Source organism: Pseudomonas sp. Pme6b (assembly GCF_058129925.1).
On the sequence record NZ_CM176704.1, the window covers coordinates 5,683,043 to 5,706,836 of the forward strand.

General features: G+C 60.0%; 15 protein-coding genes and 1 pseudogene. 11 read left to right on the forward strand and 5 right to left on the reverse strand.

Annotated elements, in window-relative coordinates; all coding sequences use genetic code 11:
* The first annotated feature begins 142 nt into the window (after positions 1 to 142).
* The 3 genes from glnL (at position 143) to AC4ANE_RS25920 (ending at position 4,549) form a co-directional block, all read left to right on the forward strand.
* Positions 143 to 1,228: a nitrogen regulation protein NR(II) gene (gene glnL, locus AC4ANE_RS25910; RefSeq protein ID WP_002555720.1), complete on the forward strand. Its 1,086-nt coding sequence runs from the start codon at positions 143 to 145 to the stop codon at positions 1,226 to 1,228.
* A complete protein-coding gene (gene ntrC / locus AC4ANE_RS25915; protein WP_002555721.1) occupies positions 1,225 to 2,661 on the forward strand; it encodes a nitrogen regulation protein NR(I) in 1,437 nt (478 codons plus the stop codon). The genes glnL and ntrC overlap by 4 nt, the downstream gene beginning before the upstream one ends.
* Positions 2,662 to 2,755: 94 nt before the next feature.
* Positions 2,756 to 4,549 (forward strand): amidase, encoded by a 1,794-nt coding sequence (locus AC4ANE_RS25920; RefSeq protein ID WP_002555722.1) that lies wholly within the window; start codon positions 2,756 to 2,758, stop codon positions 4,547 to 4,549.
* 144 nt (positions 4,550 to 4,693) lie between these two features.
* On the opposite strand, the gene mgrA is transcribed toward AC4ANE_RS25920, so the two are convergent.
* The 4 genes from mgrA to AC4ANE_RS25940 all read right to left on the reverse strand — a co-directional run bounded on the left by mgrA (position 4,694) and on the right by AC4ANE_RS25940 (position 10,641).
* A complete protein-coding gene (gene mgrA / locus AC4ANE_RS25925; protein WP_002555724.1) occupies positions 4,694 to 5,731 on the reverse strand; it encodes an L-glyceraldehyde 3-phosphate reductase in 1,038 nt (345 codons plus the stop codon).
* Between the two features lie 82 nt (positions 5,732 to 5,813).
* The gene (locus AC4ANE_RS25930) at positions 5,814 to 6,749 is read right to left on the reverse strand and encodes a sulfonate ABC transporter substrate-binding protein (RefSeq protein ID WP_002555725.1); all 936 of its coding nucleotides are present in this window, start codon (positions 6,747 to 6,749) and stop codon (positions 5,814 to 5,816) included.
* A gap of 215 nt (positions 6,750 to 6,964) precedes the next feature.
* Entirely contained in the window at positions 6,965 to 8,290 is a 1,326-nt protein-coding gene (locus AC4ANE_RS25935; RefSeq protein WP_002555726.1) for an LLM class flavin-dependent oxidoreductase, read from the reverse strand.
* A gap of 35 nt (positions 8,291 to 8,325) precedes the next feature.
* Positions 8,326 to 10,641: a TonB-dependent receptor gene (locus AC4ANE_RS25940; protein WP_460408604.1), complete on the reverse strand. Its 2,316-nt coding sequence runs from the start codon at positions 10,639 to 10,641 to the stop codon at positions 8,326 to 8,328.
* A 173-nt stretch (positions 10,642 to 10,814) separates the two neighbouring features.
* On the opposite strand from AC4ANE_RS25940, the pseudogene AC4ANE_RS25945 reads away from it, so the two are divergent.
* Positions 10,815 to 11,853: pseudogene (locus AC4ANE_RS25945) on the forward strand (LacI family DNA-binding transcriptional regulator).
* Positions 11,854 to 12,013: 160 nt separating this feature from the next.
* On the opposite strand, the gene betT reads toward AC4ANE_RS25945, so the two are convergent.
* Positions 12,014 to 13,969, reverse strand: a complete 1,956-nt coding sequence (betT, locus tag AC4ANE_RS25950) for a choline transporter BetT (RefSeq protein ID WP_004663279.1) — start codon at positions 13,967 to 13,969, stop codon at positions 12,014 to 12,016.
* Positions 13,970 to 14,620: 651 nt separating this feature from the next.
* On the opposite strand from betT, the gene hutU reads away from it, so the two are divergent.
* The 7 genes from hutU to AC4ANE_RS25985 all read left to right on the forward strand — a co-directional run bounded on the left by hutU (position 14,621) and on the right by AC4ANE_RS25985 (position 23,780).
* A complete protein-coding gene (gene hutU / locus AC4ANE_RS25955; RefSeq protein ID WP_002555730.1) occupies positions 14,621 to 16,318 on the forward strand; it encodes a urocanate hydratase in 1,698 nt (565 codons plus the stop codon).
* Positions 16,319 to 16,431: 113 nt separating this feature from the next.
* Positions 16,432 to 17,400, forward strand: coding sequence for an ABC transporter substrate-binding protein (locus AC4ANE_RS25960; protein WP_002555731.1), 969 nt, complete (start codon positions 16,432 to 16,434; stop codon positions 17,398 to 17,400).
* A gap of 73 nt (positions 17,401 to 17,473) precedes the next feature.
* Positions 17,474 to 18,325, forward strand: a complete 852-nt coding sequence (locus tag AC4ANE_RS25965; RefSeq protein ID WP_002555732.1) for an ABC transporter permease — start codon at positions 17,474 to 17,476, stop codon at positions 18,323 to 18,325.
* Entirely contained in the window at positions 18,322 to 19,152 is an 831-nt protein-coding gene (locus AC4ANE_RS25970) for a quaternary amine ABC transporter ATP-binding protein (RefSeq protein ID WP_002555733.1), read from the forward strand. Before AC4ANE_RS25965 ends, AC4ANE_RS25970 begins: the two co-directional genes overlap by 4 nt.
* A gap of 12 nt (positions 19,153 to 19,164) precedes the next feature.
* Positions 19,165 to 20,694: an HAL/PAL/TAL family ammonia-lyase gene (locus AC4ANE_RS25975; RefSeq protein WP_002555734.1), complete on the forward strand. Its 1,530-nt coding sequence runs from the start codon at positions 19,165 to 19,167 to the stop codon at positions 20,692 to 20,694.
* Between the two features lie 55 nt (positions 20,695 to 20,749).
* Entirely contained in the window at positions 20,750 to 22,297 is a 1,548-nt protein-coding gene (gene hutH / locus AC4ANE_RS25980; RefSeq protein ID WP_002555735.1) for a histidine ammonia-lyase, read from the forward strand.
* 106 nt (positions 22,298 to 22,403) lie between these two features.
* Positions 22,404 to 23,780: an amino acid permease gene (locus AC4ANE_RS25985; RefSeq protein WP_002555736.1), complete on the forward strand. Its 1,377-nt coding sequence runs from the start codon at positions 22,404 to 22,406 to the stop codon at positions 23,778 to 23,780.
* The last annotated feature ends 14 nt before the right edge of the window (positions 23,781 to 23,794 follow it).

Sequence of the window (23,794 nt, forward strand, 5' to 3'; positions counted from 1 at the left end):
AGCGCTTCTTTTCGGAGCCTTGGTTTGGTTTTTGCAACTTCACTGAGACAGCACCGTATTGGTGGCCTTGCTCCTGCTGGCGCAGACCAACCAGCACCAGCATTGCGCAACTGCAATGTGCCAAAAGAGGTCAACACGATTCATGACTATCAGCGACGCGCTGCACAGACTGTTACTGGATAACCTGACCACTGCCACCATTCTGCTCAACGCCGACCTGCGACTTGAGTACATGAACCCGGCAGCGGAAATGCTGCTCGCCATCAGCGGGCAGCGCAGCCATGGGCAATTCATCAGCGAGCTGTTCACCGAGTCGGCTGAGGCACTGAGTTCGCTGCGTCAGGCAGTGGAACAGGCTCATCCTTTCACCAAGCGCGAAGCGATGCTCACCGCACTGACCGGTCAGACACTGACTGTCGACTATGCCGTGACGCCGATCCTCAGCAAGGGCGATACCCTGCTGCTGCTTGAAGTGCACCCACGTGACAGGCTGCTGCGCATTACCAAGGAAGAGGCCCAGTTGTCCAAGCAGGAAACCACCAAGATGCTGGTGCGTGGCCTGGCTCACGAAATAAAGAATCCGCTGGGCGGCATTCGCGGCGCCGCACAGCTGCTGGCCCGCGAGCTGCCTGAAGAAAGCCTCAAGGATTACACCAACGTGATCATCGAAGAGGCCGATCGTCTGCGTAATCTGGTCGACCGCATGCTCGGTTCCAACAAGCTGCCGTCGCTGGCGATGACCAACGTGCACGAAGTGCTTGAACGAGTGTGCAGCCTGGTCGAGGCCGAAAGTCAGGGCTGCATCACGCTGGTGCGCGACTATGACCCAAGCATTCCCGACGTCTTGATCGACCGCGAGCAAATGATCCAGGCCGTGCTCAATATCGTGCGCAACGCCATGCAGGCCATCAGCGGCCAGAACGAGCTGCGCCTGGGACGAATCACCCTGCGCACCCGCGCCATGCGTCAGTTCACTATCGGCCACGTTCGCCATCGGCTGGTCAGCAAGATCGAAATCATCGACAACGGCCCCGGTATTCCGGCCGAACTTCAGGAAACCATTTTTTACCCGATGGTCAGTGGCCGCCCGGATGGCACAGGGCTAGGTCTTGCCATTACCCAGAACATCATCAGCCAGCACCAGGGCCTGATCGAGTGTGACAGCCATCCCGGCCACACCACGTTCTCGATCTTCCTGCCGCTGGAACAAGGAGCAGCTTCGACATGAGCCGTAGTGAAACTGTCTGGATCGTAGACGACGATCGTTCTATCCGCTGGGTACTGGAAAAGGCCTTGCAACAGGAAGGCATGACCACGCAGAGCTTCGACAGCGCCGACGGGGTGATGAGCCGTCTGGCCCGTCAGCAGCCGGACGTGATCATTTCCGACATCCGCATGCCCGGTGCCAGTGGTCTGGACCTGCTGGCGCGGATTCGCGAGCAGCATCCACGTCTGCCGGTGATCATCATGACCGCCCATTCAGATCTGGACAGCGCCGTGGCGTCTTATCAGGGTGGCGCTTTCGAGTACCTGCCCAAGCCGTTCGACGTCGATGAAGCCGTCTCGCTGGTCAAACGCGCCAATCAGCACGCCCAGGAACAGCAAGGCTTGGACGTCGCACCGACCCTGACCCGCACCCCTGAAATCATTGGCGAAGCGCCAGCGATGCAGGAAGTATTTCGCGCTATCGGGCGCCTGAGCCACTCCAACATCACTGTTCTGATTAACGGTGAGTCGGGGACCGGTAAAGAGTTGGTCGCTCATGCACTGCACCGCCACAGCCCGCGTTCGGCCTCGCCGTTCATTGCACTGAACATGGCGGCGATTCCCAAGGACTTGATGGAGTCAGAGCTGTTCGGCCACGAAAAAGGCGCATTCACCGGCGCGGCCAACCTGCGTCGCGGTCGTTTTGAACAGGCCGACGGCGGCACACTGTTTCTCGATGAAATCGGCGATATGCCAGCCGACACCCAGACCCGTCTGCTGCGCGTGCTGGCCGATGGCGAGTTCTACCGGGTAGGCGGGCACACGCCGGTCAAGGTCGATGTGCGGATCATTGCCGCGACACACCAGAACCTGGAAACCCTGGTACAGGCCGGCAAGTTCCGTGAGGACTTGTTCCATCGCCTGAACGTGATCCGTATCCACATTCCGCGCATGTCGGACCGCCGCGAGGACATCCCGACCCTGGCCAAGCACTTCCTCAGCCGTGCGGCTCAGGAACTGGCAGTCGAACCCAAGCTGCTCAAGGCCGAGACCGAGGAATACCTCAAGCATCTGCCGTGGCCTGGCAACGTGCGACAGCTGGAAAACACTTGCCGCTGGATCACGGTCATGGCCTCGGGCCGTGAAGTGCACATCAGCGATCTGCCACCAGAACTGCTGAGCCTGCCGCAGGACGCAGCACCGGTCACCAACTGGGAACAGGCGCTGCGTCAGTGGGCCGACCAGGCGTTGTCTCGCGGTCAGTCCAGCCTGTTGGACAGCGCTGTGCCGACTTTCGAGCGGATCATGATCGAAACCGCCCTCAAGCACACCGCCGGCCGCCGCCGCGACGCCGCCGTGCTGCTGGGCTGGGGCCGCAACACCTTGACCCGCAAGATCAAGGAACTGGGCATGAAGGTCGATGGCGGGGATGACGACGAGGCTGACGAGGGCTGAGCCGTCTCAGGCACTGTCATTTCTGACAGTTACCCGCCCGTTAATGATTAGCTTCTTTTGACTCCACTCAAGGAGTCATAAGGAGCTGATCAATATGGAAAATAAATTACTCGGCGAACCTGACGCCCGACAGCACGCCAATAATTTACGTTTGCTTGCAGCACTGCCGCATGGTGCCAGCATTGAAAAACGCGAGCGGATTGTTGACTACGACATCGTCGAACTCGCCGCACTGCTGCGCGAGGGCAATCCTGAAAAGCTGACCTCTGAACAACTGTTCATGGCGTACTGGAACCGCATCCTTCAGTTCAATGGCCCGGAAGAAACCTACGGCAATAACGGCAAATACAACGCTTTTGTGCGGCTGGAAGATTTCTCGACACTGTTGAAGCAGGCAATACTCGCCGATCAATGGCTGACCACTCCAGACGATGAACGCGGTCCGGCACCTCCGCTGTGCGGAATCCCCTTCGGCATAAAAGACTCCTTCGCCCTCCAGGGCCTTGAAAGCAAAAACGGCACTCAGGCTTTTTCCGGCAACCTGGCATTACGTGATGCAACATGCGTAGCCCGGCTAAGGGCTCAGGGCGCAATCATTATCGGTCATACCATCTGCTCCGAACTCTCGACCCATACGGTCGGCCAGTTTGCTGGGAATGCGTGGGACCCTACACGTACGCCAGGCGGGTCCAGTCAGGGCTCGGGGGTCGCTCCGGTGGCGCGTCTGTGCGCCGCAGCGCTGGGCGAAGAGACGGCCGGCTCGATTATCATTCCTGCCGCAGCCAATGGTGCCAGCGCAATAAAACCATCGCTGGGGCTGGTGTCTGGCGCTGGCGTGATGCCACTGCGAAGCGGTTGGGATGTGGTCGGCCCCATGGCCCGTTCGATTCGCGATGCGTCGCTGATACTGTCCATCATTGCCGGCCCTGATGGAGAAAACGACCCGCAAAGCTTGTCGGCCCCATCGATAGGCGAGCAGCTTTGCATTACCCCTACCCCCGGCTCTGTTCCTCTGGAAGGGCTGACCATAGGCATTCCGCAGACGGACTGGATGTCTTCGCCAGGCCAACCACCTGCGCAGTCTTACGATCAGGACTACGGCGCTGCCTTCATCAGGTTCAAAGATCAGCTTGTAGCGCTGGGTGCCAAGGTCATCGACTTTCCTTGGCTGGATGCTGAAATCCTTGAAAACATTCCTTACTCCTCGCCAGAACCCATTCATGACCTGCTGAACAGTGATGGCAGCATTCTGATGAGCGTCAACGCTCAAGCCGTTACCAGTTACGCCAACCAACTGGAAACCCGGCACTGGTCGGCCGTGCGCGATTTTGCAGACTTGCTGGAGAATCAAGACCACAGAGACTATTTGCTACAAAGACATCCGGAGTCCTTCGATCAGGCTGCCTCACTCATTCCAGTGGGGATCAGACTTGAAGCGGAGAACAGACGTCGTCAACAACAGGGAGGTTTTGAAAAGGTACTGAATGACTATCAGATTGACTTCATGATGGTGCTACCGCTCGGAGCTCACATCGGCGAGCGGGCAGGCGCACTGGCGAAGACACTCCCGGTACAGCGTATGTACTTCGATATGCCCAACGCGCTGGCCTGGCCCATGCTGACACTGCCCATCGGTCATGGCGCGACAGGCGTGCCAAAGCAATTACCCATTACGGCGGCGTTCTGGGGCAGGCGCTTCAGTGAACCAATGCTCGTGCAGGCCGCCATCGACTTTCAGACGCACTATCCCGAGTATCACACCAAGGCGCCGCCAGACCCGGATTTCGCCCCGGCCGCAGCGTTTCATCTCTGGACACTGGACGAGATTCCATCGCAGTACTCAGCCGACCCATTGATCATTGCCGAGGGCAGAAGGAAAAAATCATGAGGACCTCCTTCTTCGTTATCCAGTGGAAGCCACTGAACAACCCGGCATTGCTGCCGGTGCAGGCGAGTGAGCCGCCAAGCGCATTTTTCAACGTGCGATGGCGGCCCACGCAGGGCCTGACTTATTACCCGGAAACGGCTGTGCTTACTCAGCCAGTGACGGCTTTTCCCACAGGTTGATTCCGCCTTCTACCGCAAAGCTGTCGATCTCGGCCAGTTCTTCCGGGCTGAACGCCAGGTTCTTCAGTGCGCCGACGTTTTCGACAATCTGCTCGGGACGGCTCGCACCGATCAGCGCTGACGTCACGCGCGGGTCACGCAGCGTCCAGGCCAGGGCCATTTGTGCCAGGCTCTGACCACGACGCTGGGCGATTTCGTTGAGCGCACGCACGTGGGCGATGTTCTGCTCGGACAGGTGCGAAGCCTGTAACGAGCCGCCGCCCGGACGATTGACCCGCGCATCCTTGGGCACGCCGTTCAGGTACTTGTCCGACAGCAGCCCTTGGGCCAGCGCAGTAAACGCGATCACGCCAGCGCCCAGCTCTTCAGTCGCGTCGAGCAGGTCTTTCTCGACCCAGCGGTTGAGCAGGTTGTAGGCCGGCTGGTGAATCAGCAACGGCACTTTCCACTCTTTGAGCAGCGCCGCTATTTCGCGGGTCTTGGCCCCGGAATACGACGAGATGCCGATATACAACGCCTTGCCCTGCTGCACTGCCGTAGCCAGCGCGCTGGCGGTTTCTTCCAGCGGGGTGTCCGGATCGAAGCGGTGCGAGTAGAAAATATCGACGTAATCCAGGCCCATGCGCTGCAGGCTCTGATCGAGGCTGGCAAGCACGTATTTACGCGAACCACCGCCCTGCCCGTACGGCCCTGGCCACATGTCCCAGCCAGCCTTGCTGGAGATGATCAGTTCATCGCGGTAGTGCTTGAAGTCTTCGCGCAGCAGGCGACCGAAGTTGATCTCGGCGCTGCCGTAGGGCGGGCCATAGTTGTTGGCCAGGTCGAAATGGTTGATGCCCAGATCGAACGCTGTGCGCAGCATGGCGCGCTGAGTGTCGATCGGCGTGCTGTCACCGAAGTTGTGCCACAGGCCGAGCGACAGCGCCGGAAGCACCAGCCCGCTGCGGCCGGTACGGCGATAAGGCATGTCGTTGTAACGATTTTCGGCAGCGATGTAAGTCATTGAATCCTCTCTTGTCTGGGGGATATTCGAGGCGTCTTGCGGTGCGTTGGCGAGCCAGAAGCGTCTGCTCGCCGCGCAAGAATCATGGCTTTTGCCAGACCACCTGCTGGATATCGACCCGCTTGGGTATCAGGTGGTTGTCGTAAAACAGATCGGCGGTCGCCTGCTGCGCACGCACGATCTCTGCTGTGATCGGCAGGCTGGGTGATTCAGGTCGATGATCAAGATACTGAGTGATGACCGCTTCGGACAAGCCCATGCTGCGCGCCAGGATCTGAATGCTTTCGTTGCGTTGCGAGCGAGTCAGCCCATCGGCCACCGTCAGTTCGTCGAGAACCTGCTGCACAAACGCCGCATTTTTCTCGGCAAAAGCCCGGCGTGCGGTATAGAACGGCCCGGACAGTCCAAGCCCTTCGCCATTGGCCAGCAGGCGGCTATGGCCTTCGTTCAGGGCGATGGAGTAGTACGGGTCCCAGATTGCCCAGGCATCGACACTGCCGTTTTCAAAGGCGGCGCGGGCATCGGCGGGGGTCAGGTAAATCGGCTGAACATCCTTGAACGTCAACCCTGCCTTGTTCAACAAGCGCAACACCACGTTATGCGAGCTGGAGCCTTTCTGAAGTGCGACCTTGCGGCCTTTCAGCTCTGCCACGCTGTGCAGCGGGCTTTCGTTGCGCACCAGTATGGTTTCCGCCTCTGGCTTGGCCGGTTCTGCGCCGATGTAGACCAGGTCTGCCCCGGCAACCTGAGCAAAGATCGGCGGAATGTCACCGGTAGAGGCAATGTCCAGACTGCCGATATTCAGTGCTTCAAGCATCTGCGGCCCGGCCGGGAATTCGATCCATTTGACTTTTGTAGCAGCAAAGCGCTTCTCCAGAAGGCCATGTTCCTTGGCCAGCACCAGCGTGATCGAGCCCTTCTGATAGCCAATGCGCAGAGTGCCAAGTTCGTCGGCAAAGGCTGTGTTGAGCAAACCGCTGAAAGCCAGAATGGCGGCGATAAACGTGAATGGTTTCATGGGGGATCCCTTAATTCTGTATAAAAATCTGCCTTTGATTCTGGCCGAAGGCCGTGGGAGCGAACTTGTTCGCGAAAGGGCCGGTACAAGCACTGAAAATTCATCGTCTGAAATACCGTCTTCGCGAACAATGCGGACCACCGCCCCGGTCGCTCCCACGCCCTGCGGGCAGAAGCCCGCTTTCTGCGCTCATCAGGACTTGCATGCGGCAACGATCAAAATTTGTAAGCAGGCCGCTGCAGCCCCAGGTTCTCGCGCAACGTTGTGCCTTCATATTCAGTACGAAACAGCCCGCGCCGCTGTAGCTCCGGCACCAGCAATTGCGCGACGTCTTCCAGACCTCCCGGCAAATGCGGCACCAGCACGTTGAAGCCGTCTGCCGCGCCGTGTTCGAACCAGGTTTGCAGCTCATCGGCGATCTGCTCAGGCGTACCGATCAGGCTGTAATGCCCTCGCCCACCGGCAATCCGCCGTCCCAGCTGCGCCAGGGTCAGGTTTTCCTGATCGGCCAGTTCGGTGAGCAGTTTCTGCCGGCTGCGCTGGCCGCTGTCAGTTAGCGGCAGCTCTGGCAACGGGCCGTCCAGCGGGTAGCCCGACAGGTCGAAATTGCCCAGCATACGGCCTAACAGGGCGACACCCACCTGAGGCTCGACCAGCTCCTGAAACGACTCGAATTTCGCTTTCGCCAACGCCTCGGTTTCGGCCACGACGATGAACACGCCGGGCATGACTTTCAACGAATCTGCGTCACGTCCGTATCCGCCAAGGCGGCCCTTGATGTCCGCATAAAACGCCTGGGCACTGGCCAGCGAGGTCTGTGCGGTGAACACCACTTCCGCGGTCTGCGCCGCCAGATCGCGGCCGACTTCAGAGGAACCCGCCTGCACGACCACGGGCTGCCCTTGCGGCGAACGCGCCACGTTCAGCGGGCCTTTGACACTGAAGTGCTCACCCTGATGATTGAGCACATGTAATTTGGCCGGGTCGTAATATTCACCGCTGGTCTTGTCGCGGGTAAACGCGTCATCTGCCCAGCTGTCCCACAGGCCGGTCACCACCTGATGAAACTCCCGTGCGCGGCTATAGCGCTCGGCATGCCCCACATGCTCGGCGCGCCCGAAGTTCTGCGCTTCGGCGGCGGCATCGGAGGTCACCAGATTCCAGCCCGCTCGCCCCCCGGACAAGTGATCCAGCGAGGCGAACTTGCGAGCAACGTGATACGGCTCGTTGTAGGTGGTGGTCGCCGTCGCGATCAGACCGATGTGATCGGTCACCGCGCTCAACGCCGAGAGCAGAGTCAGCGGCTCGAAATGATCAGAGCGGGCCATGCGGCTGGCGATATCGCCGGTGGCGGCAGCCACGCTGTCGGCCACGAACAACGTATCGAATTTTGCCGCTTCCGCGACCTTGGCCACGTGCCGATAGTGCTTGAAATCCAGCCCTGCATCGGCAGGCACATCAGGGTGACGCCAAGCCGCAACGTGGTGCCCGGTGGCCATCAGAAAAGCGCCGAGTTTCATCTGTCGAGCAGTCGTGCTCATTCTTCACTCCTTACTGTGTTACCGCGTGCCACGACTCAAAAATCCTTGCGTAGCTGTACGCCGAAATAACGCTCGTTATCACACGGTACAGACCGGTAAACATAGCTACCACCGGTGGCCAGCATCGGCGAATAGGACTTGTCTGCCAGATTCTTGCCGAGCAGCGCCACGCGCCAGCCACTGTTGTAATCGGCCAATGCCACGCTGGCATTCCAGATGCCGTAAGCGCCTTGCTTGGTGTCCGGGTTCTGGCTGATGTCGTACTGCACTTCGCTCTGCCAGCTGTAATCGGTGCCCAACTCGATATCCAGACCGTTGTCCAGCGGGATGGTGTAGTCGGCACGAACGTAGCTTTTCCAGTCAGGGCTATACGGCAGGGTTTTGCCATCGACGTTGCACGACGCCGCTGCACCGGCCGGGCAGGCAAAGCTGTCGATGCGCGCCTTGGTGTAAGACAGCGCGCCGGAGAATTTCAGGTTACGGGTGGCCTGCAAGGCGTAATCCAGTTCGACGCCTTCAGTACTGACACTGCCTGCGTTGATCAGCCGCGTAACGACCTGCCCGGCAACGCTGTCGAAGAAGTTCGCCTGATAGTTATCGTAATCGCTATGGAACACCGCCAGGTTGGTGGTCAGGCGATTGTTCCAGGTGGTGGCCTTGACCCCGACTTCCCAGGTGTTCGAGGTCTCCGGTTTCAAAGCGTCGGTGTCACGCGGCTGCATGTTGAAGAACACGTTGTAAGCCGGGCCTTTATAGCCGCGCGAGTAGGTGATGTAGGTCATCACGCTGTCGCTCAGGTCATATTGCAGACCCAGCCGCCCGGACTTGCCATCCTCGTCCACCGAACCGGAACTGCTGGTCGCAGGCTGAATGCCGCTGACCGTGGTCGCCGATGTCGAAACGCGGCGATGGTCGTATTCCAGATCATCGTGGGTCCAGCGCGCCCCGGCAATCGCACGGAAGTCCGGGGTGAAGTTGAAGGTGGTTTCGCCGAATACCGAATAGCTGTCGGTGGTGGTGCTGTAATCGGCGATACCACGGTCCTGACGGGTTGGCGTGATGAGCGTGCGCTGGTAGGTCTCGTCGCTCTTGCCATGCATATAGAACAGACCGCCGACATACTCGACAAACTGGCCCTTTGGCGATGCCAGACGTAGCTCCTGAGAGTACTGATTGAACTCCAGATCGCCTTTGTCTTCGGTGCCGGGGAATGCAGCGGTGACGGTGCCGAGACGGTCGCCATCCTGATACTGGGTGTTATCCCAGCCCCGCCAGGCGGTGATGGAGGTCAGGGTGTAATCGCCCAGTTGCCAGTCAAGCTGGCCGGACAGGCCCTTGTTGACGTCCTCGACATGGCTGCGGTAATCACTAAGCACGTTGCGGTTGTCACTGTCGGCGCGCACCGGTGACAGCGCACTGGCGAACGCCGGGGTCAGCGCCTTGCTCACCACGCCGTTTGGCGCGTCGTCATGGGACTGCATGTAGTCCGCGGCAAGGGTGAAGGTGATGTCGTCGTTGGGTGTGAATTCCAGCTTGCCGCGTGCGCCCTTGCGGTTGTAACCGTTAACTTCCTGACCGTTGAGCTTGTTATCGACGTTGCCGTCATAGCTGCCGAACAGCGTGGTAATCGAGCCCTTGAGGGTTTGCGGAATCAGACTGCCGCCGATGCCGAAACGGGTGCGGCTTTCGTTGCCGCTGTAATACGACTGATCGATGTAACCGTGGGTCTCTTCGGTCGGCGCCTTGGTAGTGACGTTGAGCACGCCAGCCGAGGCATTCTTGCCAAACAACGTACCTTGCGGGCCGCGCAGCACTTCGATGCGCTCAAGGTCGAGCAGGTCCAGCGTGGCCTGGCCCGGACGCGCGTACACCACGCCATCGATGACTGTCGCCACTGTAGGCTCGACACCCGGCGAGGTGGAAATGGTGCCGACACCGCGAATGAACAGCGAGGTGTCCTTGTTGGACGCACCGGTACGGAAATTCAGCGAAGGCACTTGCTGAACGATGCTGGCCACGCCGTTGCGATTGTCCCGCTCCAGCTGTTCGCCCTGAATTACCGAAACTGCGACCGGTACTTTTTGCAGCGACTCTTCACGGCGCGTGGCCGTTACGGTGACGGACTCCAGCGCTACCGTTTCAGTGCTCTGCGTTGCTGCGTTATCTGCCATTGCCGGAACCCACGGCAACGCCGCAAGCCCCATCAACAGCCAGCCATAACGGCGCCCCCGCGCCGCATGAGCCTGATCGATGGCTTGCGCCAGTAGTGTGTGTTTGATGCTATCCCCATGTGTTGTGTGCATCTGCGTGCCTACCTGAAATATGCCCTGATCCGACAATGCGATACGCACTGACGCCTGTTGATTGCTGGCTAAACCGGGGTCCGGGCATTCGCGGTGGCGAGTAGCAGACAAACCATCTTTGTTAGCGCTAACATAGCCAGTATCAGGAAACGGCGAATAGATCGTCCAATACTGAAAAATTAGTTTTATATTCTTTTTACTTTTATACGAAGTGATCGAGCATGGCCGACGAGAAACCCGCGACACGCAAACGCCGAGGCGCAGGCCGGGTGACGATCACGGCAGTGGCGCGTGAGGCCGGTGTCTCGGCCATTACCGTATCGCGCTATTTCAATCAGCCGGAGCAAGTCTCGCCCGAACTGCGTGAGCGGATTGCAGCCGTGGTTAATGCGCTGGGCTATGTGCCCAATCTGGTGGCAGGCGGCCTGGCGTCGGCGCGCAGCCGGGTGGTAGCGATGGTGATTCCCAACATCTCCGGGCCGATCTTCGCCAACACCATTCAGGGTTTCAGCGACACGCTGAGCCAGCATGGTTTTCAGTTGCTGCTGGCCTCCAGCTACTTTTCCGCCGAACAGGAAGAAAGCGCAGTGCGGGCGTTTCTGGGCTGGTCACCGGCAGCACTGGTGCTGACCAGTCGTTTCCACAGCCCGGCTACCGAGAAAATGATCGAGCAGACCGATGTCCCGGTGATCGAAACCTGGGACCACCAGCCCGAACGCAGCCCGATCCAGATTGGCTTTTCTCACTATGACGTCGGCGTCACGGCAGCCCGCTATTTGTACGACAAGCCGCATCGCGTTCGTGCAGAACAGCATCGCAGGCGACTTCAGCGCACTGGAGCGGCGTGACGGCTATATCGCCACACTTGAAGGGCTCGGCATCAAACCGTGGGTCTTTGTCCCTGACGCCGGACGCGCGCCGTTCGAAGCAGGCAAACAGGCCATGGAAACACTAATGAGCCAAACACCGCGCCCCGACGCCATCTTCTTCGCCAACGACAACCTGGCAGCCGGCGCCCTGCTCGCCAGCCAGCGCGCAGGCCTGCATATACCGAAGGATTGTGCCGTGATGGGCTTTGGCGATTACGCCTTCGCAGAAATGATGCTCCCTAGCCTGACCACTATCAAACCGCCAGCATTGGAGATCGGCGTACTGGCCGCAACGCGTGTGCTTGAAAGCCTTGGCGTGTTGCCGGTGGAGGGAGACATACAGCGGCTGAATTTGCTGGAGTGCCGGTTGGTAGAGCGCGAGAGTACGTGAGCCCGACGCAATCTCAAGCCTACGCTGGGGGGCGTAGAACGATGACTTCAGCCATCGTGCGACGCTCCGCGTCGCATGCCGTTCTGGACGCTCTGCGTCCTCGCCTGAACATGAGGCGCGGCGCAGAGCGTGAGGGACGATAGGTGCTCTTAATCCTCTATCACCGCACCAGATGCAAGAACTGCATATGCCGTTCGTACTGGTCGAGCACGTCGTTGATGACCTGTTCCTTGGTGTAGCCCACCAGATCGTAGTCCTGACTGCCTTCGCTCAGGTGAACCTCGGCGCGGTAGTAGCGGCGGTTGTTCAACTGTTTGGAACCCATGCCGCCACGCGCGAACGAAGGGGTGAAGAAGCCCTTCATCTGCACCTGATAGATGAACGGACGCTCTTCGCCGTGACCGATTTCCAGGGTCACCGAGTCGTTGGAAGGGTCAGGTACGTTGACCACGCTCAAGCCCTTCTCGACAAACACCGCTGTCACTTCTTCAATCGCTGGACGCACGGTCTGGTCAAGGAAGCGATACACCTCGTCTCGCGACGGGTAATGCACGGCCTGGCTCAGACGCTGACGCCAGCCGCCACGTCGTGAGCCGGACACTGGTGCCAGCGAATACAGTTGCGCAATCTGGCGCTGGGATTCCATGACGAACGCTTTGTGCAGGCCCCACATCATCAGTAGCAGGATCAGCGAGAACGGCAACGACGTCAGCACCACCGCTGATTTAAGCGCATCGATACTGCCCGAGAACAGCAGGCCGCTGGTGATCAGTGCAGTCGCCACACCCCAGAACACCCGCAGCCATTTCGGACCGTCTTCGTCAGGGTTGCCGCCTTTGGCGGAAAGCGTCGACAGCACCACCGTGCCCGAATCGGCAGAGGTGACAAAGAACACAAAGCTGATAAATACCGTGACCGCAATGACAGTCTTGCTCCACGGATAGGTTTCCAGCAGCAGGTACAGGGTCATCGACGGATCATCGATGGCCGACTGGCCCAGCGCAGTCATGCCGTGGTTGAGCACCTGATCGATGGCGCTGTTGCCGAAGATCGACATCCAGGCCAGGGTGAAACCCAGCGGGATCAGCAACACACCGAAGACGAACTCACGGATGGTCCGGCCACGCGAGATGCGCGCAATGAACAGGCCCACGAACGGCGCCCAGGCAATCCACCAGGCCCAATAGAACACGGTCCAGCCGCCCAGCCAGTCACTCGGCTCGTTGTAGGCATACACGTCGAAACTCTTGCTCGGCAGTGCACCCAGGTAGTCACCGATGTTCTGCACCAGCGTGTTGAGCAAGTGCTGAGTCGGGCCGGCAAACAGCACGAACAGCAGCAGCGCACAGGCCAGCAGCATGTTGATGTCGGACATGACGCGCACGCCCTTGTCGACACCGGCTATCGCGACCAGAATCGCCGCGCCCATCATCAGGGTAATCAGACCGACCTGAATCCAGTGGGTATGCGCCACGCCAAACAGGTAATCCAGACCGGAATTGAGGTGCAATACCCCGAAGCCCATGTCTGCGCCCAAGCCGAAGATGGTCGCAATGATGCCGAAGCCATCGACCGCGTAACCGATAGGGCCATTGATGCGCTTGCCGATCAGCGGGTACAACGCCGAACGCAGGGCCAGCGGCAGGTTGTGGCGATAAGCGAAGTAGGCCAGCGCCATGCCGACAAAGGCAAACACGCCCCAGCCATGCAGGCCCCAGTGCAGAAACAGCAACTGCATGCCCTGACGCGCGGCCTCAGCCGTACCGCCTTCGCCCTGCGGCGGTTGCAGCAGGTGCGTCAGTGGCTCTGAAACGCAGAAAAAGAACAGCGTGATGCTGATGCCGGCGGCAAACAGCATCCCGGCCCATGACAGGTAACTGAACTCGGGTTCGTCGTGGTCGGCGCCGAGCTTGATCTTGCCGAAGCCCGACAAGGCGGTGACCACCACGAAGACCAGATACAGCGTCATGACCATCATGTAGTACCAGCCGACCGTATTGGCCGCCCAGTTTTGCGCCGCCAGCAGCCATTCTCCGCTGGCTTGCGGGAAGGCAATGACAACGATGCCAAAAATCAGAATAAAGCTCGCGGCGAAGTAGAACACTGGAGCGTTCATGCGGACGTTGCCGCTTGAAGAAGTACTCGGAGAGCTCATCGGTTGCGTGCCTCCGGACTGATAAAACCAACTGCAAAAAGCGGATACGGCAAGGGTAAGCCTCCTGTTGTGAGCGGGCAGCGAACCACCGGTTTAACTTGAACGAGCGTTCAAATTAAACATGAAAGTGCCCGTAAAGACTAATCGGGGGCCAGTGAATGCTCGCTCAGGCTTGGGTATGACGCATGCTTGAGCGGGATCGTTCCCATCCTCAGGCAACACAATTCAGGCCCTCCCAACGGGGATTTTTCAGGTATCTATAAATGACCGATGTTGACCCTGCGACCCTGCGCACATTTACCGCACCATTCTGTTACCTGCCGCCCCAAAAGCGCGCAAATCACGCTTCAGGTAACACGCCTGACCTCGCCTCACACATTGTTCGCCTGCTCGGAAAAGTCCGCTACCCCTTGAAAACACTGAGCCGCAGGGCCATCGAACGATCAATGAACAGCCGCCAGACAAAGTTGGTCTTCTGATTGCATATGCTTGTATGTACAAGTAGAGACAGGCTAGACATTCTGTCTTTCTACTGGACTGAATCGGCCTGCTTCGCCAGGCACTGTTCGCCCTTCAACGGGCTGGTTCGCATTGATCGCCGAGGATTTTTTTGTGACCGAGAATAATCAAGACCTGAAGCAGAACTGGACCCGCCATCGCGAAGGCGTCGTACGGGCTGCCCGCGGCACTCAATTGACAGCCAAAAGCTGGCTGACCGAAGCGCCGCTGCGCATGTTGATGAACAACCTCGACCCGGAAGTCGCCGAGAACCCCAACGAGTTGGTGGTTTATGGTGGCATCGGTCGCGCTGCGCGCAACTGGGAGTGCTACGACAAAATCGTCGAAAGCCTCACTCAGCTCAACGATGATGAGACCCTGCTGGTGCAGTCCGGCAAGCCGGTTGGTGTGTTCAAGACCCACAGCAACGCCCCGCGCGTACTGATCGCCAATTCCAACCTGGTGCCGCACTGGGCCAGCTGGGAGCACTTCAACGAACTGGATGCCAAGGGCCTGGCAATGTATGGCCAGATGACCGCAGGCAGCTGGATCTACATCGGCAGCCAGGGAATCGTGCAAGGCACCTACGAAACCTTCGTCGAAGCCGGACGCCAGCACTATGACGGCAATCTCAAGGGTCGCTGGGTGCTGACCGCAGGTTTGGGCGGCATGGGTGGCGCGCAGCCGCTGGCCGCGACATTGGCCGGGGCCTGCTCGCTGAACATCGAATGTCAGCAGAGCCGTATCGATTTCCGCATCAAGACCCGCTACGTCGACGAACAGGCCGCTGATCTGGATGACGCTCTGGCGCGCATTGCCAAATACACCGCCGAAGGCAAAGCCATCTCCATCGCCCTGTGCGGCAACGCAGCAGAAATTCTGCCGGAAATGGTCCGTCGCGGTGTGCGCCCGGACATGGTCACCGACCAGACCAGCGCCCACGACCCGCTCAATGGCTACCTGCCCAAAGGCTGGACCTGGGACGAGTACCGTGCCCGCTCGGTCAGCGAGCCGGCCAGTGTGGTCAAGGCGGCCAAGCAATCGATGGCCGAACACGTCGAAGCCATGCTCGCCTTCCAGCAAGCGGGCATTCCTACCTTCGACTATGGCAACAACATTCGCCAGATGGCCAAAGAAGTCGGCGTCGCCAATGCCTTCGATTTCCCCGGTTTCGTCCCGGCCTACATCCGCCCGTTGTTCTGCCGCGGCATCGGGCCGTTCCGCTGGGCCGCGCTGTCGGGTGACCCAGAAGACATCTACAAGACCGACGCCAAGGTCAAGGAACTGATTCCCGACGACGATCACCTGCACAACTGGCTGGACATGGCCCGTGAACGCATCAGTTTTCAGGGGCTGCCCGCGCGCATCTGCTGGGTCGGCCTGGGTCAGCGCGCCAAGCTGGGTCTGGCCTTCAATGAAATGGTTCGCAGCGGCGAGCTGTCGGCACCGGTGGTAATCGGCCGCGACCACCTGGACTCCGGTTCGGTCGCCAGCCCCAACCGCGAAACCGAATCCATGCGCGATGGCTCCGATGCCGTCTCCGACTGGCCGCTGCTCAATGCCCTGCTCAATACCGCCAGCGGCGCGACCTGGGTTTCGCTGCACCACGGCGGCGGCGTGGGCATGGGCTTCTCGCAGCACTCCGGCATGGTGATCGTCTGTGACGGTACGGACGAAGCCGCCGAACGCATCGCCCGCGTCCTTCATAACGACCCGGCCACCGGTGTGATGCGCCATGCCGATGCCGGTTATGACATTGCCATCGACTGTGCCAGAGAGCAGGGCTTGAACCTGCCGATGATCGGACGTTAAGGGGGCTGCGGTTATCAAACCGACAGACTCGGGGGAACGGGCATGAACATGCCCACAGGCCGGATGCCTACTTGAAGCTGCCGTCATCCATTTCAGGCTTAGGAGCATCGATAATGAATATGAAAAAGGCCCTGCTGACCACCTTGGTATCCGCTGGCCTGCTCGCCAGCGCAGGCACAAGTCAGGCTGCCGGCTGGTGCGAATCAGGCAAGCCGGTGAAATTCGCCGGTCTTAACTGGGAAAGCGCGATGCTGCTGACCGACATTCTGCAGGTCGTTCTGGACAAGGGTTACGGCTGCACCGTTGACGCCCTGCCTGGTAATTCCATCGCCATGGAAAACGCCTTGAGCACCAACGATATCCAGATCTTTGCCGAAGAATGGGTCGGCCGCAGCGAGGTCTGGAGCAAGGCCGCCGCAGCCGGAAAAGTGGTCGGTGTCGGCGCGCCTATCGTTGGCGCAGTGGAAGGCTGGTATGTGCCCCGCTATGTGATCGAAGGCGATGCCAAACGCAAGCTTGAAGCCAAGGCACCCAACCTGAAATCCATCAGCGATCTGGCCCAATATTCGGCGGTGTTCAAGGATCAGGAAGAGCCCGGCAAAGGCCGCTTCTACAACTGCCCGGCTGGCTGGACCTGCGAGCTGGAAAACAGCGAAATGCTCAAGAGCTATGGCCTGGAAAGCAAATACACCAACTTCCGCCCGGGCACCGGCCCTGCGCTGGATGCGGCTATTCTCTCCAGCTACAAACGTGGCGAGCCGATCCTGACCTACTACTGGTCGCCGACTCCGCTCATGGGCCAGGTGGACCTGGTGCGTCTGGAGGAGAAAGCCGGGGTCAACAAGACGATCGATATCAAGGTCGGCGTGTCCAAAGTGTTCCACGATGAGGCCCCTGAACTGGTCGCCATCCTGGAAAAGGTCAACCTGCCTATCGACCTGCTCAACCAGAACCTGGGGCGCATGGCCAAGGAACGTATCGAATCGCCGAAGCTGGCGAAGATTTTCCTGAAAGAGCACCCCGAAGTCTGGCACAAATGGATCAGCGAAGACGCCGCGAAAAAGGTGGACGCTTCGCTGTAAACGAAAGGGCAGTCGGACTGACAAATCCGACTGCCCTGACGTTGACCCGACACACCTCATTTGAGAGCCGCTTATGTTTCCTGAAAGCTTCACTTTCTCGATCGCCAACTGGGTCAACGACGGGGTCGACTCGCTGGTGACTCAGTATGGCGATGTGTTCCGGCACATTTCCGACACCCTGCTATGGGCCATCGTCAACCTCGAAAGCCTGCTGCGCATGGCGCCGTGGTGGCTGATGCTGATAATCGTTGGCGGCATTGCCTGGCACGCGACACGCAAGATCGTCACGACGCTGGTCATCGTCGGCCTGCTGTTTCTGGTCGGTGCGGTCGGGTTGTGGGACAAGCTGATGCAGACATTGGCGCTGATGCTGGTCGCCACGATCATTGCGGTACTGATCGGCATTCCACTGGGCATTCTCTCCGCGCGCAGCAATCGCCTGCGCTCGGTGCTGATGCCGCTGCTGGACATCATGCAGACCATGCCCAGCTTCGTTTACCTGATTCCGGTGCTGATGCTGTTCGGCCTGGGCAAGGTCCCGGCCATCTTCGCCACGGTGATCTATGCCGCGCCGCCATTGATTCGTCTGACCGACCTGGGCATTCGTCAGGTTGACGGTGAAGTGATGGAAGCCATCAACGCCTTCGGTGCCAACCGCTGGCAGCAGCTGTTTGGTGTGCAACTGCCACTGGCCATGCCGAGCATCATGGCCGGGATCAACCAGACCACCATGATGGCGCTGTCGATGGTTGTCATCGCCTCGATGATCGGCGCACGCGGGCTGGGTGAAGACGTGCTGGTGGGCATTCAGACGCTCAACGTCGGACGCGGGCTGGAAGCGGGTCTGGCCATCGTCATTCTGGCGGTCGTCATCGACCGTATCACGCAGGCCTATGGCCGCCCACGGCATGAGGCGCACAAATGAGCAGCGTGGAACCGAGCAAGATCGTCGTTAAAAACGTATTCAAGATTTTTGGCAACCGCTCAAAGGAAGCACTGGCGCTGATCAAACAGAACCAGAGCAAGGATCAGGTACTGGCGCAAACTGGCTGCGTGGTCGGGGTCAACGACCTGTCGCTGTCGATCGGCAGTGGCGAAATCTTCGTCATCATGGGCCTGTCCGGTTCCGGCAAATCGACGCTGGTACGCCACTTCAACCGCCTGATCGACCCTACCAGCGGCGAGATTCTGGTCGATGGCGAAGACATCCTGCGCTACGACATGGAGGCGCTGCGCCAATTCCGTCGGCACAAGATCAGCATGGTGTTCCAGAGCTTCGGCCTGCTGCCGCACAAGACCGTGCTGGCCAACGTCGCGTACGGCCTGAAAGTGCGCGGCGAGAGCAAGGCGCTGTGCCAGGAACGCGCGCAGCACTGGATAACGACCGTAGGCCTGAAGGGCTATGAGAACAAATACCCGCACCAGCTTTCTGGCGGCATGCGTCAGCGTGTGGGTCTGGCCCGCGCGCTGGCGGCCGACACCGACATCATTCTGATGGACGAAGCGTCCAGCGCCCTCGACCCGTTGATTCGCGCCGAGATGCAGGACCAGTTGCTGGAACTGCAAGCCAGCCTGCACAAGACCATCGTGTTCATTACCCACGACCTGGACGAAGCGGTACGCATCGGCAATCGCATCGCGATCCTCAAGGATGGTCGATTGATTCAGGTCGGTACACCGAAAGAAATCCTTCACTCGCCCGCCGACGATTACGTGGACCGTTTCGTTCAGCGCCGCGTGGCTACCCTTTAAGGACCGTTGCAGATGTCGCGAGCAGAACAGATCGTCATCGGTGAAGCCCCGCTGGGCTGGCAGGACGTAGTCGCCGTGGCCCGCCATGAGGCGCAACTGGTGTTGTCGGATGCCGCCTGGGCGCGGATCGATAACGCGCAGGCCATCGTGCAGCAGATTGTCGTCAGCGGCGAGCGCGCCTATGGCGTGAACACCGGGCTCGGCGCGCTGTGCAATGTGTCACTGCAAGGCGAACAGCTCAGTCGCCTGTCGCGCAATACCCTGCTCAGCCATGCCTGCGGCGTGGGTGCGCCGCTGGCCGACGAGCAGGCTCGCGCAATCATCTGCGCCGCGATTCTCAACTACAGCCAGGGCAAGTCCGGCATTCACCGGCAAGTGGTCGAAGCGCTGCTGGCCCTGCTCAACCGAGGCATCACGCCGCAAGTACCGGCGCAGGGCTCGGTGGGTTACCTGACGCACATGGCGCACGTCGGCGTCGCGTTGCTGGGCATCGGCCAAGTCAGCTATCGCGGGCAGATCGTCCCGGCTGAGCAGGCCTTGGACGAAGAAGGTCTGGCTCCGGTCATCCTCGGTGCCAAGGACGGATTGTGCCTGGTCAACGGCACACCGTGCATGACCGGCCTGAGCTGTCTGGCCATCGCCGACGCCGAGCGTCTGAGCCAGTGGGCCGACGTGATCGGCGCGATGAGCTTCGAAGCACTGGGCGGTCAGCTGGATGCATTCGATGAGAGCATTCTTGCCCTCAAACCGCATCCCGGTATGCAGCAGGTGGGCAAAAACCTGCGCAGCGTATTGGCGGGCAGCGAAGTGCTTGCCAGCCGCCAGGGCATTCGTACCCAGGACGCGCTGAGCATCCGCTCGATTCCCCAAGTGCATGGCGCAACCCGCGATCAGTTGGCTCATGCCATTCGCCAGATCGAGACCGAGCTGAACTACCCCATGCTGCTCGGCACGCCCGATGACTGGCGCGTGGTGTCTCAGGCCAATCCGCATGGCCAGTCGGTGGCGATGGCGGCAGACCTGCTGTGCATGGCGCTGGCAGAACTGGGCTCCATCGCCGAGCGACGCCTCGACCGCCTGATCAACCCGATGGTCAGCGGCCTGCCGGCGTTTCTGGTCAGCCAGCCGGGGGTGAATTCGGGGATGATGATCGTTCAGTACGTCGCCGCCTCGCTGTGCGCGGAAAACCGCCAGATGGCGCAACCGGCGGTGGTCGATAACTACGTCACCTCCGGCCTGCAGGAAGACCATCTTAGCCTGGGCACCAGTGCCGCGCTCAAGCTGCACAAAGTGCTAGGCAACGTCACACAGATTCTGGCCATCGAGTATTTGCTGGCGGCCCAGGCGTTCGAATTCCTCAAGGCGCAAGGGTTTGGCGTGGGTACAGGTGCTGCGTGGCGACTGCTGCGCGAGCGGGTTCCGGCCTACGATGAAGACCGCTGGCTGGCCCCTGATATCGCCAGCAGCGCGGCCCTGCTCAAAGACGCAACATCGCTGGAAAGGGTTTTCCAGCACTGCCGCGATCATGCGGCAACCCTATAAAAAGCGGCGGACGGCCACACGCCGTTGCTGACATCAATCAAGGAGTAGCTGCATCGTGACCACTTTATCTGCCAAGACGCTGAACCTGATCCCCAGCCAACTGACCCTGGCGCAATTGCGCGCCATTCATCAGCAGCCGGTCAGGCTGACGCTGGACAGCAGTGCAGACCAGCAGATCGACGACAGCGTCGCCTGTGTCGAACGCATTCTGGCCGAGAACCGCACCGCCTACGGGATCAACACCGGCTTTGGCCTGCTCGCCTCGACGCGGATTGCCAGCGAAGACCTGGAAAATCTGCAGCGTTCGCTGGTGCTGTCGCATGCGGCCGGTGTTGGTCAGCCGATCAGCGATGATCTGGTGCGCTTGATCATGGTGCTCAAGGTCAACAGCCTGAGCCGTGGCTTCTCGGGTATTCGTCGGGTGGTGATCGATGCATTGATCGCGTTGATCAATGCCGAGGTCTATCCGCATATTCCGCTCAAGGGTTCGGTCGGCGCTTCGGGTGACCTGGCTCCACTGGCGCACATGTCGCTGGTGCTGTTGGGCGAAGGCAAGGCGCGTTACAAGGGCGAATGGCTGAATGCCGTCGATGCATTGGCTGTCGCTGGGCTGCAACCGCTGACCCTCGCAGCCAAGGAAGGGTTGGCGCTGCTCAACGGTACGCAAGTGTCCACCGCGTATGCACTGCGCGGCTTGTTCGAGGGCGAAGACCTGTTCGCTGCAGCGTTGACCTGTGGCTCGCTGACCGTCGAAGCCGTGCTCGGTTCGCGCTCACCCTTCGATGCACGTATTCATGCAGCACGCGGTCAGCGCGGGCAGATCGATGCCGCTGCCTGCTACCGCGACTTGCTCGGCGAAAGCAGTGGCGTGTCCGAGTCGCACCGCAACTGCGACAAGGTTCAGGACCCCTACTCGCTGCGCTGCCAGCCGCAGGTCATGGGCGCATGCCTGACCCAACTGCGTCAGGCCGCCGAAGTGCTGGAAATCGAAGCCAACGCGGTGTCCGACAACCCGCTGGTGTTCGCCGCCGAGAACGACGTCATATCCGGTGGCAATTTTCACGCCGAGCCGGTCGCCATGGCGGCAGACAATCTGGCGCTGGCCATTGCCGAGATCGGCTCGCTCAGCGAACGGCGTATTTCGCTGATGATGGACAAGCACATGTCGCAACTGCCGCCCTTCCTGGTCGCCAACGGAGGCGTCAATTCCGGCTTCATGATCGCACAGGTCACGGCCGCCGCGCTGGCCAGTGAAAACAAGGCGCTGGCTCATCCGCACAGCGTCGACAGCCTGCCGACATCCGCCAATCAGGAAGACCATGTGTCGATGGCCCCGGCCGCTGGCAAGCGGTTATGGGAAATGGCAGAAAACGTTCGCGGGATTCTTGCCGTAGAATGGTTGGCTGCCTGCCAGGGTCTGGACTTGCGTGAGGGTCTGAAAACCTCTCCGAAACTGGAGCAAGCCCGCGGCCTGTTGCGCAGCAAGGTCCCGTTCTATGAAAAGGACCGTTTTTTTGCACCGGACATCGAAGCTGCCAGTCAGCTGTTGTCCTCCACTTGCCTGAACCCGCTGGTTCCTGCACGTCTGCTACCGAGTTTGTGATGTACCGCGAGCCTGGCAGGGCTCGCTTTGGTCATTGCTGCGGGAAGCCGATTGCAGGCGTTTTCGCGGCTTTTGCCATACCTGTATGTAATGAAATGGACCTGAAATGACGTCACAAGATGGTTTGAAACGCGGGTTATCCGCCCGCCACATCCGCTTCATGGCCCTGGGCTCTGCCATCGGCACAGGGTTGTTCTACGGCTCGGCCTCGGCGATTCAACAGGCCGGTCCGGCCGTATTGCTGGCGTACCTGATCGGCGGCGCGGCGGTGTACATGGTGATGCGCGCACTGGGCGAAATGGCCGTTCACGACCCGGTTTCCGGCTCGTTCAGCCATTACGCCACGCGCTACATGGGCCCGCTGGCCGGTTTCGTACTGGGCTGGACCTACGCATTCGAAATGATCATTGTCTGCCTCGCCGACGTGACCGCATTCGGCATTTACATGGGCTTCTGGTTTCCGGAGGTGCCGCGCTGGATCTGGGTGCTGGGCATCGTGTTCCTGATCGGCGCGCTCAACCTGTGCAATGTGAAAGTCTTCGGCGAAACCGAATTCTGGCTGTCGATCCTCAAGGTCAGCGCCATCGTGGCCATGATCGTCGCAGGCTTCGGCATCATGATCTTCGGCATCGGCAGCTCGACCAGCGGCACCGAAATAGGCATCAGCAACTTGTGGGCACACGGCGGCTTCATGCCCAACGGCGTTACCGGCCTGATCGCTTCGTTTGCGGTGGTGATGTTTGCCTTCGGCGGCATCGAAATCATCGGCATCACGGCAGGCGAAGCCAAAGACCCGCAACGCAGCCTGCCACAGGCGATCAACGCCGTACCGCTGCGCATTCTGCTGTTCTATGTGCTGACACTGTTTGTGCTGATGTGCATTTACCCGTGGCCGCAGATCGGCACCCAAGGCAGCCCGTTCGTGCAGATTTTCGATAATCTGGGCATTGCGTCGGCGGCAACAATCCTCAATATCGTGGTCATCTCTGCTGCGGTGTCGGCCATCAACAGCGACATCTTCGGCGCCGGGCGCATGATGTATGGCCTGGCCCGTGACGGTCAGGCACCCGCGAGCTTTGCCCGCGTGTCGCGGCATGGCGTGCCGTGGATGACCGTACTGGTGATGGGCATAGCGCTGCTGGGCGGCGTCTTGCTCAATTATCTGATACCCAAAGACGTGTTCCTGCTGATCGCTTCGCTGGCAACGTTTGCCACGGTCTGGGTCTGGCTGATGATTCTGCTCACCCAGGTTGCCATGCGCCGTTCGATGAGCTGCGAAGAGGCCGCACAACTGAAATTCGCGGTGCCGTTCTGGCCTTACGGACCGGCCGCCGCCATCGTCTTCATGCTGTTCATCTTCGGCGTGCTGGGCTATTTCCCGGATAACCGTGCAGCCTTGATCGTCGGCGCAATCTGGATTGTGCTGCTGCTCATCGCCTACGGGTTGTGGGTCAAGCCAAAGGCGCTCAACAAACCCCACTGACCAAAGAGGCCCGG

Excerpts from the sequence above, each read along its gene's own strand:
- AC4ANE_RS25920 (WP_002555722.1), top strand. The coding sequence starts at position 2,756 with ATGGAAAATAAATTACTCGGCGAACCTGACGCCCGACAGCACGCCAAT.
- AC4ANE_RS25975 (WP_002555734.1), top strand. The coding sequence starts at position 19,165 with ATGTCGCGAGCAGAACAGATCGTCATCGGTGAAGCCCCGCTGGGCTGG.
- glnL (WP_002555720.1), top strand. The coding sequence starts at position 143 with ATGACTATCAGCGACGCGCTGCACAGACTGTTACTGGATAACCTGACC.
- betT (WP_004663279.1), bottom strand. The coding sequence starts at position 13,969 with ATGAACGCTCCAGTGTTCTACTTCGCCGCGAGCTTTATTCTGATTTTT.
- AC4ANE_RS25960 (WP_002555731.1), top strand. The coding sequence starts at position 16,432 with ATGAATATGAAAAAGGCCCTGCTGACCACCTTGGTATCCGCTGGCCTG.
- AC4ANE_RS25935 (WP_002555726.1), bottom strand. The coding sequence starts at position 8,290 with ATGAGCACGACTGCTCGACAGATGAAACTCGGCGCTTTTCTGATGGCC.
- AC4ANE_RS25930 (WP_002555725.1), bottom strand. The coding sequence starts at position 6,749 with ATGAAACCATTCACGTTTATCGCCGCCATTCTGGCTTTCAGCGGTTTG.
- AC4ANE_RS25965 (WP_002555732.1), top strand. The coding sequence starts at position 17,474 with ATGTTTCCTGAAAGCTTCACTTTCTCGATCGCCAACTGGGTCAACGAC.
- AC4ANE_RS25970 (WP_002555733.1), top strand. The coding sequence starts at position 18,322 with ATGAGCAGCGTGGAACCGAGCAAGATCGTCGTTAAAAACGTATTCAAG.
- ntrC (WP_002555721.1), top strand. The coding sequence starts at position 1,225 with ATGAGCCGTAGTGAAACTGTCTGGATCGTAGACGACGATCGTTCTATC.
- AC4ANE_RS25985 (WP_002555736.1), top strand. The coding sequence starts at position 22,404 with ATGACGTCACAAGATGGTTTGAAACGCGGGTTATCCGCCCGCCACATC.
- mgrA (WP_002555724.1), bottom strand. The coding sequence starts at position 5,731 with ATGACTTACATCGCTGCCGAAAATCGTTACAACGACATGCCTTATCGC.